The organism is Dactylosporangium thailandense (genome assembly GCF_059739745.1).
Window position 1 is genome coordinate 5,123,938 of the sequence record NZ_AP029195.1, and the last position, 14,292, is coordinate 5,138,229.

General features: G+C 73.1%; 12 protein-coding genes. 7 read left to right on the forward strand and 5 right to left on the reverse strand.

Annotated features, from left to right (window positions below; all coding sequences use genetic code 11):
* The first annotated feature begins 96 nt into the window (after positions 1-96).
* The 3 genes from AC6JBM_RS22190 to AC6JBM_RS22200 all read left to right on the forward strand — a co-directional run bounded on the left by AC6JBM_RS22190 (position 97) and on the right by AC6JBM_RS22200 (position 4,529).
* A complete protein-coding gene (locus AC6JBM_RS22190) occupies positions 97-1,446 on the forward strand; it encodes a sucrase ferredoxin (protein WP_497985487.1) in 1,350 nt (449 codons plus the stop codon).
* Positions 1,447-1,619: 173 nt separating this feature from the next.
* On the forward strand, positions 1,620-3,254 hold the full coding sequence (locus tag AC6JBM_RS22195; RefSeq protein ID WP_497985488.1) for an MDR family MFS transporter: 1,635 nt from the start codon (positions 1,620-1,622) through the stop codon (positions 3,252-3,254).
* Between the two features lie 69 nt (positions 3,255-3,323).
* Positions 3,324-4,529, forward strand: coding sequence for a cytochrome P450 (locus AC6JBM_RS22200; protein ID WP_497985489.1), 1,206 nt, complete (start codon positions 3,324-3,326; stop codon positions 4,527-4,529).
* Positions 4,530-4,588: 59 nt separating this feature from the next.
* Here AC6JBM_RS22200 and AC6JBM_RS22205 read toward each other — a convergent pair whose 3' ends face one another.
* The 3 genes from AC6JBM_RS22205 to AC6JBM_RS22215 are packed head-to-tail and all read right to left on the reverse strand — an operon-like array spanning position 4,589 to position 7,730.
* Positions 4,589-5,527: a DUF6039 family protein gene (locus AC6JBM_RS22205; protein WP_497985490.1), complete on the reverse strand. Its 939-nt coding sequence runs from the start codon at positions 5,525-5,527 to the stop codon at positions 4,589-4,591.
* 20 nt (positions 5,528-5,547) lie between these two features.
* The gene (locus AC6JBM_RS22210) at positions 5,548-6,453 is read right to left on the reverse strand and encodes a DUF6039 family protein (RefSeq protein WP_497985491.1); all 906 of its coding nucleotides are present in this window, start codon (positions 6,451-6,453) and stop codon (positions 5,548-5,550) included.
* A complete protein-coding gene (locus AC6JBM_RS22215; RefSeq protein ID WP_497985492.1) occupies positions 6,450-7,730 on the reverse strand; it encodes a cytochrome P450 family protein in 1,281 nt (426 codons plus the stop codon). Before AC6JBM_RS22215 ends, AC6JBM_RS22210 begins: the two co-directional genes overlap by 4 nt.
* 387 nt (positions 7,731-8,117) lie before the next feature.
* Here AC6JBM_RS22215 and AC6JBM_RS22220 point away from each other — a divergent pair, with 387 nt between their 5' ends.
* From AC6JBM_RS22220 to AC6JBM_RS22235, 4 genes are all read left to right on the forward strand, one after another.
* Positions 8,118-9,986 (forward strand): ArnT family glycosyltransferase, encoded by a 1,869-nt coding sequence (locus AC6JBM_RS22220; protein WP_497985493.1) that lies wholly within the window; start codon positions 8,118-8,120, stop codon positions 9,984-9,986.
* 86 nt (positions 9,987-10,072) lie between these two features.
* The gene (locus AC6JBM_RS22225; protein ID WP_497985494.1) at positions 10,073-11,572 is read left to right on the forward strand and encodes a class I adenylate-forming enzyme family protein; all 1,500 of its coding nucleotides are present in this window, start codon (positions 10,073-10,075) and stop codon (positions 11,570-11,572) included.
* The gene (locus tag AC6JBM_RS22230) at positions 11,565-12,773 is read left to right on the forward strand and encodes an NAD(P)/FAD-dependent oxidoreductase (protein WP_497985495.1); all 1,209 of its coding nucleotides are present in this window, start codon (positions 11,565-11,567) and stop codon (positions 12,771-12,773) included. Before AC6JBM_RS22225 ends, AC6JBM_RS22230 begins: the two co-directional genes overlap by 8 nt.
* Positions 12,774-12,794: 21 nt before the next feature.
* Positions 12,795-13,202 (forward strand): DUF3224 domain-containing protein, encoded by a 408-nt coding sequence (locus AC6JBM_RS22235; protein ID WP_350610666.1) that lies wholly within the window; start codon positions 12,795-12,797, stop codon positions 13,200-13,202.
* Positions 13,203-13,212: 10 nt separating this feature from the next.
* Here AC6JBM_RS22235 and AC6JBM_RS22240 read toward each other — a convergent pair whose 3' ends face one another.
* A complete protein-coding gene (locus tag AC6JBM_RS22240) occupies positions 13,213-13,866 on the reverse strand; it encodes a hypothetical protein (protein WP_497985496.1) in 654 nt (217 codons plus the stop codon).
* A 5-nt stretch (positions 13,867-13,871) separates the two neighbouring features.
* Positions 13,872-14,279: a DUF3224 domain-containing protein gene (locus AC6JBM_RS22245; protein WP_433074765.1), complete on the reverse strand. Its 408-nt coding sequence runs from the start codon at positions 14,277-14,279 to the stop codon at positions 13,872-13,874.
* Positions 14,280-14,292: the final 13 nt, after the last annotated feature.

Below are 14,292 nucleotides of genomic sequence, written 5' to 3' on the forward strand. Positions count from 1 at the left end.
TGCTCAAATCTGCGCAGGAGAAACACTATGGCATTGATATTTGCGAATGAGCATTCCTGAGTAGACGCCGGCCGCCGGCCGGGTGACCATGCGGCGATGGACGACTTCAGCCTGCCGCGGCGAGCGTGCAGCGAGGTGTCCAGCGCCTGCGGCGAGCCGCTGTGCGCCACGGCCGGGCCCGCGGCCGGATGGGTGCTGCTCGAGCAGCCCGGCCCGCTCGGCCGCCGGCCCGCCGCGCAGAGCCCGCTGGTGCCGGCCGCGTTGCGAGCCGAGCTCGGGCGCCTCGGACTGCGCCTGCAGCTGATCCGCCGGCCGGGCCGGGTTCGCCCCGCCGAGCGCCGGACGGTGTTCCTCGCCGGGCGTGCCACACTGCGCCGGCTGCTGGTGCGGGAGCCGATCGACCTGCTGCGGCCCGGCGCCCGGGCGGCGCTGGCCGCGCTGGCCACCGGCTGGGTGCCCGACCTGGGCGAGGCGTGGACCCGGCCGCTGTACCTGGCCTGCGTGCAGGGCGCCGTCGACGCCTGCTGCGCCCGGCTGGGGCGACCCGTGGCCGAGGCGGTGCGCCGGCTGGTCGGCGACCGGCTCTGGCAGACCAGCCACCTGGGCGGCTGCCGGTTCGCGGGCAACCTGCTGTGCCTGCCGGACGGGGCGCTGTACGGCCGGCTCACCCCGGCCGCGGTCCCGGCCGTGGTGGCCGCGTGCGAGCAGGGGCGGGTCGAGCCGCGCTGGTTTCGCGGCCGGACCGGCTGGCCCCGCGCCGCCCAGGCCGCCGAGGCGCACCTGCACCGGGCGACCGGCGGCTACGACTGGGCGGACGTGACACTGCACGGCGTGGCCCGCGACGGCACCGGCGGGCACCGGGTCCGCCTGACGGCCGGCGACGAGCGCTACGAGGTCGACGTCCGGGCCCACGACCTGCCGCCGCGGCGCACCCGATGCCCGCACGGGCACCAGTCCAGCCCGTGCCGGTTCTTCGTGGCATCGGTGCGGACGCTCAAGAGTGCGCAGACAGATCCGCGACCGGCACCGGAGCATGGACGGCGTTCAATGGCAAACTCGCGGACCGAGGAGGGGCCGATGACCCAGAACATGGTGCAGATGCACCCGATCTTCCTCAAGCAGGCGGAGTACCTGGCCAAGGGCGACCTGGACGGACTCATGCAGTGCTACCACCCGGAGGCGATGGTCGTGCGCTTCCAGGACATTCTGAGCGGCCGCGACGAGATCCGCGGCATGATCCAGGGCTACATGGACATGAACATGCAGTACCTGGAGATGCTCGAATACACGCACACCGACGACACCATCCTGATGCGCGGCGTGATGAGCGTGAAAGGCGTCGAAGAGATCGGCTTCGGCGCATACGTCCTCAAGGACGGCCTGATCTGGCGGCAGATTTCCGGATCCGAGGGCGGAATGCGCAACTGGGACGAGGTCGAGGGCTGATCGCCGACCCGCGAGGGGCGTTCACGTTGTGTGCGTGAATGCACCGTGGGTATCCTCGGGCGATACGGCCGCCATTGTCGCGGAAATTGCCGGAAGAACGATCGGACGGGGCCGCGCGATCCCGCGTGGCCCCGATTTCCGCGCGCACGCATCGCACGACGACAGGACGACGCATGCCGACCGACACGCCCCCCGCCGCCGAGCCGCTGCCGGCCCGCCGGCGCGCCCTGGGCACGGCCAGCGCCCTGCTGGCCCTCGCCCTGGCCTCCCTGGACCAGGCCATCGGGGCAATCCTGCCCCGGGTCGCCGCGGAGCTGCACGGGCTGCAGCTGTACGCGTGGGTCGGCACCGCCTACCTGATGTCCTGCGCCGTGGCCGTGCCGATCGCCGGCAAGCTCGGCGACCTGCTCGGGCGCAAGCCGTTCCTGATCGCCGGGATCGTGGGCTTCATGGCCTCGTCGGGGCTGTGCGGCGCCGCGCCCGGCATGGGCTGGCTGGTCGCCGCGCGAGCCCTGCAGGGTGTCTTCGCGGGCATGCTCATCGCCACGGTGTACACGGTGCTGGGCGACCTCTACCGGCCCTCCGAGCGCGCCCGCATCCAGGGCGTGGCCAGCAGCGTCTTCGGTGTCAGCTCGGTCCTCGGGCCGCTGGCCGGCGGCTTCGTCACCGACCAGTTCGGCTGGCGCTGGGTCTTCTACATCAACGTCCCGCTGGGCCTGATCGCGCTCGCCTTCGCCCTGTCGCTGCCGCGGGTGACCGGCCACACCACCTGGCGCGACCTGGACCTGCTGGGCTCGGCGCTGCTGGCCGCGGGGCTGACCCCGCTGCTCATCGGGTTGTCCCTGGCCGGGACCGCGCCCGGGCACCCGTCGGCCACGGCCTGGGTGCTCATGCTCGGCGGCGCCGCCGTGCTGGTCGGCTTCTACCTGGTCGAGACCCGGGTCGTGGCCCAGCCGCTGGTGCCCTTCGGGCTGTTCCGCAGCAACCCGTTCACCGTCGCCATCGTCATCGCGTTCCTGTCCACGTTCGGCATGATGGCCGCGGTGTACTTCGCCCCCCTGCTGTTCCAGGGCGTGCTCGGGCAGAGCCCGACCCGCTCGGGCACGCTGCTCGCGCCGCTGATGCTCGGCCTGATCGTCACCAGCACGCTCACCGGCCGGCTGCTGTCGCGGGTGCCGCGGTACCGCTACCTGGCCACCGGCGCGCTGACCGGGCTCGCCGCCGCGCTGGCGATCCTGGCCTACACCCGCCCGGGCGCCGGGGGCGGCCCGGCGACGGTGGCGATGGTCCTCGTCGGCCTGGGCATGGGCGTGCTGCTGCCGCTGACCACCTCGGTCGTGCAGAACGCGGTCAAGCGCAGCCACCTCGGGGCCGGCACCAGCCAGATCCAGTTCTGGCGGGTCATGTCCGGCCCGGTCTCGGTGGCGGTGCTCGGCGCCGTGCTGTCGGCCGGGCTGGCCGGGAAGGTGTCCGAGCGGCTCGCCACCGTCGGGCTGCCGCCCGGCGTGGCACTGCCCGGTGGCCTCGCCGACGGCGACCCGCACAGCGCGCTGGACCCCGCGGCGCTGGCCCGGATGCGCGACACCCTGCCCCCGGACCGCCCAGGCCTCTACGACGCCATCGTGGGCGCCGTACGCCTCGGCGTCGCCGACGCCCTGCACACCGTGTTCCTGGTCGCCGCGGTCATCGCCGTCGCGGCCGCGGTTGCCAGCCTGTTCCTGCGCGAGGTACCACAGTCGGACCCCGCGCCCGGCCCCACCGATCAAGCCGCCGGCCGCCCCGCGGCCGCCGCCCGCGACGGGGCCTGAGCGCTCCGGCATCCCGACGGGCCCAGCCGCCTGCGTGGCGACCGGCCGGCCGAGCCAGAGAGGATCGCCATGTCCCAGCCCCCCGCGCTCCCGGGGCGCCGCGAGTGCCCGCTCGACCCGCCACAGCAGCTGGGCGACCTGCGCCGCGAGCGGCCGGTCGCCCGGGTCCGCCTGTGGAACGACGACGAGGCGTGGCTCGTCACCCGCCACGACCTGGCCCGGCAGGTCCTGCAGGACCGCCGCTTCAGCGCCGACGCGACGAACCCGAGCTTCCCGCGGCTCAGCCCCGGCCTGCTGGTCGGCGCCGAGCGGGCCGGGCGGCGCAGCTTCAGCCGGATGGACGAGCCCGAACACGGCGTGCTGCGCCGGATGGTCGCCCAGCCGTTCTCCACCCGCTCGGTCGAGCTGCGCCGGGCCGAGATCGAGACGGTCGTCGCCGACCTGCTCGACCAGATCGTGCACAAGGGGCCGCCGGCGGACCTCGTGCGCGACTTCGCCCTCCCGGTGCCCACGCAGATGATCTGCCACCTGCTCGGCGTGCCCTACACCGACCACGCGTTCTTCCAGGACCGCACGGCCACGGCGATCGTGGCCCGCGACGCGACGGCGGAGCAGTCCCGCACCGCCCGGGCCGAGGTGTACGCGTACCTCGACGACCTGGTCGCGGCCAAGGAGCGCGACCCCGGCGACGACCTCATCGGCGACCTCGTGCGCCGGCAGGTCCGCGAGGGCCGGCTCAGCCACGACGACGTGGTCACGATGGCGTGGCTGCTGCTCGTCGCGGGTCACGAGACGACGGCCAACATGCTGGCCCTGAGCCTGCTCACCCTGCTCACCCACGACCACCTGCGCGCGGCGATGCTCGCCGACGCGGCCGTGGTCCCGCGGGCGGTGGAGGAGCTGCTGCGGTACCACTCCGTGCTCAAGGACGGCGTCCCGCGCGTCGCGACCGAGGACGTGACCATCGGCGACACGCTGATCCGGGCCGGTGACGGCGTGATCATCTCGCTGCCGGCGGCCAACCGGGACGACTCGGTCTTCCCGGATCCCGACACCGTCGACTTCGACCGGCCCAACGCCCACCAGCACGTCGCGTTCGGCCACGGCCTGCACCAGTGCCTGGGCGGGACACTGGCCAACCTCGAGCTGCAGATCGCGCTGCCGGCCGTGCTGCGCCGGCTGCCGGGGGCGCGCCTGGCCGTGCCGCTGGAGGAGATCCCGTTCCGCGACGACATGAGCGTGCACGGCGTCCACGCGCTGCCGGTGACCTGGTGACCTGCTGACACGACGGTGCCCCGGGGCCGAGCGGCCCCGGGGCACCTTGCCGTGCTCCGTCAGGACGACTTGGCGCCCGCGGTGGCGTGCATCCCCCAGTGCTGCGGGGTGAGCGCGATGTCGGTCAGGGTGGCGTCGATGAACATCCGGTCCCAGGTGCCGCCGCCCTTCTCCGGCGCGATGCGCTCGCGGGTGTAGACGTCGAGCACCTCGGGCTTCATGAACGCGCGCATGTCGATCATCGCGTAGTAGGAGCTCAGCGACTTGAGGTGCAGCAGCCAGTGGATGCGGTCGGAGCGGCCGAAGGCCTCCTCGTAGAGGAAGACGGTGACCTCGCCGCGCTGCTGCTCGTTGATCATCTCGGCGACGTCGCGGGCGAACTGCCGGCCCTCGGCGCGCAGGCCGTAGCGCAGCTGGCCGTAGCGGTGGATGACGATCCCGGCGTTGGCCGAGTGCAGGATCTCCTCCGGCGCCAGCTTGGTCTGGTGCTGCGCGGGCGGCACGACGGCGGCCCCGCCGAGCCGGTCGCCGGGGGCCGGCGGGGACGCGTCGCCGGTGCCGTACATCCCGGTGAACTGCGGCAGCAGCACCGTCTCGCTCAGTCCGGCGTCGAGGAACATGCGCTCCCAGCCGCCTCCGCCGCGCTCGGCCGGGATGCGGTGGCGCAGGATCAGGTCGCGCCAGCCCTCGTCCCGGGTGCCCATGCGCAACAGCGTGTCGTAGGCGTCGAACGACTTGAGGTGGATGAACCAGTGCAGCAGGTCCTTGGTGCCGAAGGTCTCCTCGTAGAGGAAGACGGTGACCAGGCCGGCGTAGTTGGTGTTCATGTACTCGGCCAGCTCGCGGGCGAACTGGCGGCCCTCCGAGCGGAACTCGCCGCGCAGCTGCCCGACGCGCTCGACGATGACGCCGGCGTTGGCCGAGTGCAGGATCTTGTCGGGGGCAACGCTGGTCTGGTGCTGGGCGGACAGTACCGCCGCGTCGTGCGTCACGGTCACGGAAAACTCCTCACCACGGGTCAGAGCGGCAGCTTGGGGCTCACGCCGCCGACGTAGGGCACCAGCACCGTGTCGTGGATGGTGCCGGGGATGAACATCGAGGCCCACGAGCCGCCGCCGCGCGAGGCCGGCACCCAGTCGCGGCGCAGCAGCTCCTCGGCCTCGGGCGTGTCGGCGGCCGCGCGCAGCGCCGGGTAGTCGGCGAGCGAGCGCAGGTGGATCAGCCAGTGGATGCGGTCCTGCTTGCCGAACGTCTCCTCGTACAGGAACGAGGTGACGACGCCGGGCAGCGCCAGGTTGAGCCGCTCCTGCCAGGCCACGGCGAAGTCGCGGGCCGGCTCGCGCACGTCGTAGCGGACCTCCGCGGTGCGGTGCAGCAGCGCGCCGCAACCGGCGGTGTGGAGCTGGAGCTCGCGCGGCTGGGCCGTCTGGTTGCGCGCCGGCGGCACGAACAGCTCTTTCGGGTCGAAGTCGTCGCCGGTGTGCGTCTGGCCGTGCTGCGGGCAGAAGATCCGCTCCTGGATGCTGCCCTGCACGAACATGCGCTCCCAGTTGCCGTGGCCCTTGTCCTCGAGCCGGTCGCGCTCGGAGATGTCCTGGAAGTCCCGGTCGTGGTCGACCATCTCCAGCACCCGCTGGTAGTCGTGCGGCGACTTCAGGTGGATGTACCAGTGCAGCCGGTCGCGCGTGCCCAGCACCTCCTCGTACAGGAAGGTGGTGATCGCCCCGGCCTGCGCGGTGTTGAGGTAGGCCAGCACGTCGTGGCCGAACTGGCGGCCCTCGGCGGCGAACTCGTACTGCAGCTGCCCGACCCGGTGGATGATCAGGCCGCAGTTGGCCGAGTGCAGGACCTGCCCGGGTGGCAGGGGCGCCTGGGCGGCGGCGGTGGGCACGTCCGCCGTCGGCGGGCGGATGTCCGTGGTCATGCTGGCTCTCCAGTCTTCGCGACGGGGGTGAACGTGACGGGCAGCGCGGCCACGCCGCGCATGATGCGGGTATCCCGCCAGCGCAGCGCGTCGGCGGGCACGGCCAGGGCGAGGTCGCCCAGCCGCCGCATGAGCGCGTCGATGGCGACCTGGCCCTCGAGGCGGGCCAGCGGGGCGCCGACGCAGTAGTGGATGCCGTGACCGAAGGCCAGGTGGGCCGGGCCGGCGCGGCCGATGTCGAGCTGCTCGGGGGCGCTGAAGCGGGCCGGGTCGCGCCCGGCCGCGCCGAGCGCCACGGTCACGACGCTGCCGGCCGGCACCCGCACGCCGTCGAGGTCGACGTCGCGCACGGCGACGCGCAGCGTGGCCTGGTGCACCGGCGCGTCGATGCGCAGGATCTCCTCGACCGCGCCGGTGATGAGCTCGGGCCGCTCGGCCAGCAGTTTGCGCTGGTCGGGCGCGCCGAGCAGGGCCAGGGTGCCATTGGCGATGAGGTTGACGGTGGGCTCCTGGCCGGCGCCGAGCAGCAGCTCGGACATCGCCAGCAGCTCGCGCTGCGACAGCCGGCTGTCGCCGTCGCGGGCGACGATGAGCGCGGAGAGCAGGTCCGGCTGCTCCTCGGGGGTCAGCGCGGCGTCGACCGTCGCGGCCTTGCGCTCCAGCAGCTCGGTGAGGAACTCGCGCATGCGCCGGTTGCCCTCCTGGCGGGTCATCGGCGCGTCGGTGACCTCGGGTCCGGTCAGCATGGCCGTGGACCACAGCCGGAAGTCGTCGCGGTGGCCGTGCGGCACGCCGAGCAGCTCGCAGATCACCGTGGCGGGCACCGGGTGCGCGTACTCCCGGATGAGGTCGGCCTCGCCACGCTCGGCGAACGCGTCGATGGCCGCGTTGGCGATCCGCTCGATCATCGGCCGCAGCCGCTCGACCCGGCGAACGGTGAACGCCTTGGAGACCAGCGAGCGCAGCCGGGTGTGGTCGGGCGGGTCGGTGTTGATCAGGTGGAAGATGTAGTCGTTCTCGTCGGGCTGCTCGGCGGTGACGTAGCCGGCCTCGCGCAGCTGGTCCCAGAACCGGCGGGGGTCCTTGGAGAAGGACGTGTTGTCGGCCAGCACGTCGCGGGCACTGTCGTAGCGCACCACCAGCCAGTGGTGCAGGCCGTTGGGCTCTCGGACGTGGCAGGCGGCGCCGCCCTCGCGCATGGTGGCGTAGGCCGGGTAGGGGTCAGTGCGGAATCCCTCGGGGTAGTCGACCGGCGCACCGGCCGCGGTGTCGCCCATGACGGCTCCAATCTGTGTCGCACCGACCGGGCGCGGCCGGCACCGCGGAATGATCAATGAGCAAATGACGCATACCTCGACCAGCGTCAATCAATAGACGGCCTTGCGTCTGCCCCATAGTGAGCATCGGCGCAATGTTCGCGGCCTTAGCACAGGGCGCTCCGGGAGTCTGCTCAATATTGAGCACTGCCGCAGGTTGACGAATCCCCTAGTCAACTCCCGTTCGATGGAACTTCTCTTGACCAATGACATCCGTGCGCGGTAATCACAATCATGCAGACATCGACCGACACTGGTGAGCAGACCGTTACACGGGTGCCTCGGCAACGCAGAAGCGTCAGTGAGCTGTGGAAGGCCCCCGAAAACGACCCCGCATGGGCGCGCCCCGTGCTGCTGGTCATCGTCGCGTGCGCCGCATTCCTGTACCTGTGGCAGATGCGCGGCAGCGAATTCAAGCCGATCCACGGGCCGATGGTCCGCAGCATGACCCAGAGCTTCGAGAACTTCTTCTTCGGCGCGGTGGACCCCAACGGCTGGGTCGGGCTGGACAAGCTGCCCGGCTATCTGTGGCCGCAGGCGATCTCCGCGGCGATCTTCGGCTTCCACCCGTGGGCGCTGGTCCTGCCCCAGGCCGTCGAGGGCGTGATCAGCGTCGTGCTGATCTACGCCATGGTGCGGCGCTGGGCCGGACTGCACGCGGGGCTGCTCGCGGCGGGCCTCTTCGCGTTCACGCCCGTGACCGCGGCCCTGTTCGGCAACCAGATCGAGGACGCGGCGCTGCTGTGCTGCCTCGTCGTGGCCGCCTACGGCTACCAGCGCGCGGTCGACTCCGGCAGCCTCGGCTGGCTGATCTTCTGTGCGGCGTGGGTGGGCCTGGCGTTCCAGGCCAAGATGCTGCAGTCGTGGCTGGTGCTGCCGGCGTTCGCGGTGGCCTACCTGCTCGCCGCGCCGGTCACCGCCGGCCGACGCTGGGCCAACATCGGTATCGCGGGCGCGGTCATGGTGGTCGCGTCGATGTTCTGGATGATCATCAGCCTGATCGTGCCGAAGGACAGCCGGCCGTACCTGGACGGCACGACCAACGACAACGTCTTCTCCCAGGTGTTCGGGTTCAACGGCTTCAGCCGCATGGGCGACAGCATCCACGTGCCCGGCGCGATCGTGCCGCTGCTGGGCGGGTACGCCGAGATCGAGGGCAGCCCGGAGAAGCTGTTCTGGAGCAGCCTCGGCTCGCAGATCGGCTGGATGTACCCGGTGGCCCTGGCCGGGCTGGTGCTCGGGTTCCTCTGGGGCACCAAGCGCGGCGAGCGCACCGACAAGATCCGCGCCGGCCTGGTGATGTGGGGCCTGTGGCTGGTCGTCACCGCGCTCGCGCTGAGCTTCGGCACCCTCGCGCACACCGCCTACGTGGCCGCGCTGGCCCCGCCGATCGCGGCGCTGGCCGCCTACGGCCTCGTGCTGATGTGGCGCGAGTTCAACGCCGGCGGTCAGCGGGCGTGGGCGCTGCCGGTGGTGCTCGCCCTGACCGTCGCCTGGGGCGCGTACTTCACCCTGTCCTACAGCGAGTTCGTGCCGGGCCTGGCCGAGGTCGTCATCGTCATCGGGCTCATCGCCGTGGTGCTGCTCGCCCTCGCGGCCGCGCGGGGCGGGCAGGGTGGCGGCCTGAGCCGCTACGCGTTCGTCGCCGGGCTCGTGGCGATCCTGCTGCCGCCCGTGGTGTGGTCGGGCTCGGTCATCTCGCCGACGTACCGCGGGACCGTCAGCGAGGCCACCGCCGGCCCGGTGCGCGGCGTCGGGTTCCTGCCCAAGGGCAAGGACGCCGACGCGATGCGCAAGGTGCTGCAGCAGATCCGGCCGATCTTCGGCACCACCACCGAGCTCACCCCGGCACAGCGCTCGCTGCTGGAGTACCTGCGCGCGCAGCAGCACGGCGAGAAGTACCTGGCCGCGATCTACCCGGAGATCCAGGCACTGCCGCTGATCCTGGCCGAGAAGGCGCCGGTGCTGCCGATGGCCGGGCTGTCGGGGCGGGCGTACACCCCGAGCACCGACGAGCTCAGCGGGCTGGTGGCGCGCAAGGAGCTGACGTACGTGTACTTCGGTGACGCCAGCGTGCTGGGCAAGCTGCTGCCCAACCCCAACACCGACGCGCTGCGGGCGTGGGTGAAGGACCACTGCACGGTGGTGCCGCCGACCGAGTACGGCGCCAAGGCCCCGCAGAAGCCGGAGATCGGTCTGTACCGCTGCGGCGGCTGACCCCTCGCCGACTCGAGCCGAACCAGCGTCCGCCGCTGCTCACTTTGGAGCAGCGGCGGACGCGTGAGCGGGCTTACGGTCACCGCATGGCGGACGCTTCCGACTACTCCCCCATGGCCCCGGATCTGCTACGGCTGCGCGCCCGGGAGCACGGCGACCGGGTGCCCTTCACCGTCGGCGCCGAGCCCGGTCCCTCGTACGCGGAATGGGACCGCCGCTCCGACCGGGTCGCCGCCGCGCTCGCCCGGCGCGGGCACGGCCGCGGCGACCGCATCGCCCTGCTGTTCGGCGGGATGGACTGGACCGACTACGCGATCGCCTACGCCGGCGTGCTCAAGACCGGCGCGACCGCCGTGCACCTGCCCGCGACGCTGGGCGCCGCCGACCTCGCCGACCGGCTGGGCGAGTGCCGGGCGGGCGACGCGGTCGTCGGCGCCGGGGTCGCGCCGCCCGCCGGCGTCACCGTCCACACGGTCGCCGGGCTCACCGCGGCGGGCACCGGGTTCGCCCCGACGGTCGCCGTCGCTCCGCACGACATCGCCGACATCCTCTACACCTCCGGCACGACCGGACGGCCGAAGGCGTTCACCAACCCGCACGGCGCGCTCACCTTCGGCCGCGGGCCGGCCGCGCTCGCCTCCTTCGACGGCTCCGCGCCGCTGCTGGCGCCGATGCCGCTGGGCACGCCCTCCAGCGCCAGCACCGTCGGCATGCTCGCGCTGACCACCACCTCGGCCGTGGTCATCTGCCCGGTCGACGACGTCGAGCTCATGGCGGCGCTGACGGCGCGGTTCGGCGTCGTGTCGCTCATGCTCACCCCGTGGACGGCGATCCGGCTGGCCAACGCGCGCGTCCACGAGCGGCACGACCTCAGCCGCGTGCGGCGCCTGGCGCTCGCCTCCGCCGCGCTGCCGCCCGCGGTCGCCCGCCGGCTCGCCGCGATGATGCCGGGCCTGCTCATCAGCACCGCCTACGCGCAGGGCGAGGCGGCGCCCGCCGTCGTGCTCAACACCTACGACCCGGATCGCCCGCTCTGCGTGGGCCGGCCGGGGCCGGGCACCGAGCTGCGCGTCGCCGGCCCCGACGGGGAGCCCACGCCGACCGGCGAGATCTGGCTCCGCTGCCAGGCCCCGAAGCGCCTGTACCTCGACGAGGCGCGCAACCGCGAGATCCACGCCGGCGGCTGGACCCGCACGCGCGACCTGGGCCGGCTCGCCGCCGACGGCCGGCTGGAGCTGATCGACCGGGCGGCCGACGCGCTGCCGACGCCGTCCGGCTGGTTGTCCACATTGGAGGTCGAGCACGCCGCCTACGAGCACCCGGGCGTGGTGGAGGCGACGGCCTACGGCGGCACGGACGCCGACGGGGCGCCGTGGCTGCGCATCGCCGTGGTCCTCGCGCCCGGCCACGCCGTCGACGGCCCCGGCGGCGTCGCCGAGGTGGTGGCCGGGCACCTGCCGGCCGACGCGCCGCCGTGGCGGGTCGAGCGGCACGAGCGGCTGCCCCGCGGGATCACCGGCAAGGTCCTCAAGCACGTGCTGCGCGACGGCACACGGGCCGTCACATCCGGAGGTGTACATGTATGACGTCGTGGTCGTCGGCGCGCGCTGCGCGGGCGCGCCGGTGGCGATGCTGCTAGCCCGCGCCGGCCGGCGGGTGCTGCTGCTGGAGCGGGGCACGCTGCCGTCGGACAAGCTCTCGACCCTCTACATCCAGCAGCCGGGCGTCGCGCTGCTGCGCCGCTGGGGCCTGCTGGACGCGGTCCGCGACTCCGGCTGCCCGCCGCTGGAGCGGGTCGTGTACGAGCTCGGCGACGTGCGGCTCGCCGGCTGCGCCAGCCCGGTCGACGGCGAGCGGGCCGCGTACGCGCCGCGCCGGTTCGTGCTGGACGCCATCCTCGCCGACGCGGCCGTCGCGGCCGGGGCGGAGCTGCGCCAGCGGTGCCGGGTCACGGCGCTGCTGCGCGACGGCGAGCGGGTCACCGGTGTGGAGTACCGCCGCAGCGACGACCCCGACGCCGAGCCCGTGCGGGTGCGGGCCCGGCTGGTGGTCGGCGCGGACGGGATGCGCTCGAGCGTGGCCGAGCTCGCCGGGGCGGAGAAGCTCGTCGAGCACCCGCGGCTGACGTGCGCGTACTACGCGATCTGGAGCCGCTTCCCGGCCGACTTCGAGCTCTACGAGGGGCCGACCGGCTGGGTGTCCGCCGTGCCGACCAACGATGCCGTGCTGGTGTCGGCGTACTACCCGCAGGACCGCTTCGAGGAGGTCCGCCACGACGCGCAGCGGCACTACCTCGACAACGTGCGCACCAACGCGCCCGGGCTCTTCGCCCGCCTGGGCGGCGCCACGCAGCTGGAGACGTTGCAGGGCACCGGGGACCAGCAGAACTTCTTCCGCCGGGCCCACGGACCCGGATGGGCCCTCACCGGCGACGCGGGGCACCACAAGGACTCGCTGACCGCCCGCGGCATCGGCGACGCGTTCCTGCAGGCCCAGCTGCTGGCCGAGCGGGTGGCGCCGGCGCTCGGCTCGCCCGGGGCGCCGGACGAGGCACTGGACACGGCACTGGCGGACTACGCCGCCGAGCGGGACCGGCGGCTGACCGAGTCGTACCAGGGCACGCTGCTGGTGGCCCAGGCCGCGGCCCGCGAGCAGCGCAAGGCCCTGCTCGCGGCGGTCGGGCGCAGCGAGGAGCTGACCCAGGTGTACTTCGACGCGGTGGCGGGCCTGCGCTCCCCCACCGAGCTCTACACTCCCCAGTTGCAGGCCATGCTGGCCGGCCGCTGAGACGCCGAAGGAGTTCCACGCATGGCCGAGCACGTCAGCGGTACCTTCGACATCACCTCGCAGGATCGCCCCTACGACGAGGCCGAAGGGGCCCGCCTCATGCACGCCACCGGGCACAAGGTGTTCCGCGGCGGCATCGAGGGCACCAGCCGCGTCGAGCTGATCAAGGCCGTCTCGGCGGTCCCCGGGTCGGCCGCCTACGTCGGCCTCGAGCGGGTCGTCGGCGCCGTGCGGGGCCGCGCGGGCAGCTTCGTGCTGCGCCACACCGGCCTGATGGACCGCGGCGACGCGACCCTCGAGGTGACCGTGGTGCCCGACACCGGAACCGGCGACCTGACCGGCATCGCCGGCCGTATGACGATCACCGTCGTCGACGGGCACCACGACTACACGTTCGAGTACAGCCTGCCGTCGTCCTCACCCGAATGAGTGAGGATCCCTACTCCGACCGGTCCTGCATCTCCCACAGGTGATCCAGGACGTGCCAGACGAAGCGGCGAGCGGCGTACCGCGGCGGCCATCCCTTGGCTCCGGGTGCGACCTCGCCGCTCGGCTTGCCCAGCACCTCCAGCACGGCCGCCCGCAGCGACTCGATCGCCTCCGTCTCGCCCGGCTGCGGCTCGGGGTGCTTGATCCCGATCTTGCGCGCGTACACCGCCTCGGAGCTCAGCACGTGCCCGACCATGACGTCCCGGTCGCGCCCGCCGCCGCGGGGCCCCTTGCGCAGCTCCTCCGGCGACGCCTCGGCCTGCGCGTCGAGCAGCCCCCACGCCGCCGTCAGCAGCGCCACGTGCCGCTCGGCGAGCCCGGCGTCGACCGCCGCCCGGTCCTCGTCGCCGACGGCGGCCGGCACCCCGAAGTCGGTGTTGCCCGAGCCGGGCCAGCGCTGCACGATCTGGTACGTCAGGTCGGCCTCGGCCGGGAACGTCAGCCCCGCCGCCGCGGCCACCGGCCGGAACCGCTCGGCGTAGTCGGCCAGCGCGGCGACGGCCGCCTCCTCGCCCGCGGCGGCCCGGGCCCAGCCGGGCCAGTCCAGGGCCACCGCGAACGTCTTCTTCTTGCCCGCCTCGACGGCGATGCGCACCACCGGCATGACGGTTAGGGCAGCTCGTACTCGAGCCACACGCGGTGCGTGCCGTCGCCGTCCACGGTCATCCCGCCGCCGCCGGAGATGCCGGCCAGGTCCGCGGTGCCGCTGCCGGCCACGATGGTGAAGAACTCCCCGGTGCGGTCCGAGCCCGACGTCGACGCGGAGTGCACGAAGTTGAACGCGCCGGAGCGGCCGTCCACGCTGCCCTCGAACGACTCCATGGCCACGTACGTCCCGGCGCCGGACGCCTGGTCGAACGCGGACGTGAACAGCGTCGCGGATCGCCCGCTGATTTCACCCTCGTAGTGCTTCTCCATCAGGGCCACGCCGACGGGCAGCGCGGTCTCGATCGGAGGGTCGGGTGCCACCGTCGTGGGGACGAAGCTCTTGACGCTGAAGGTCCCGCTGACTCGCATGCAATGTCCTCCC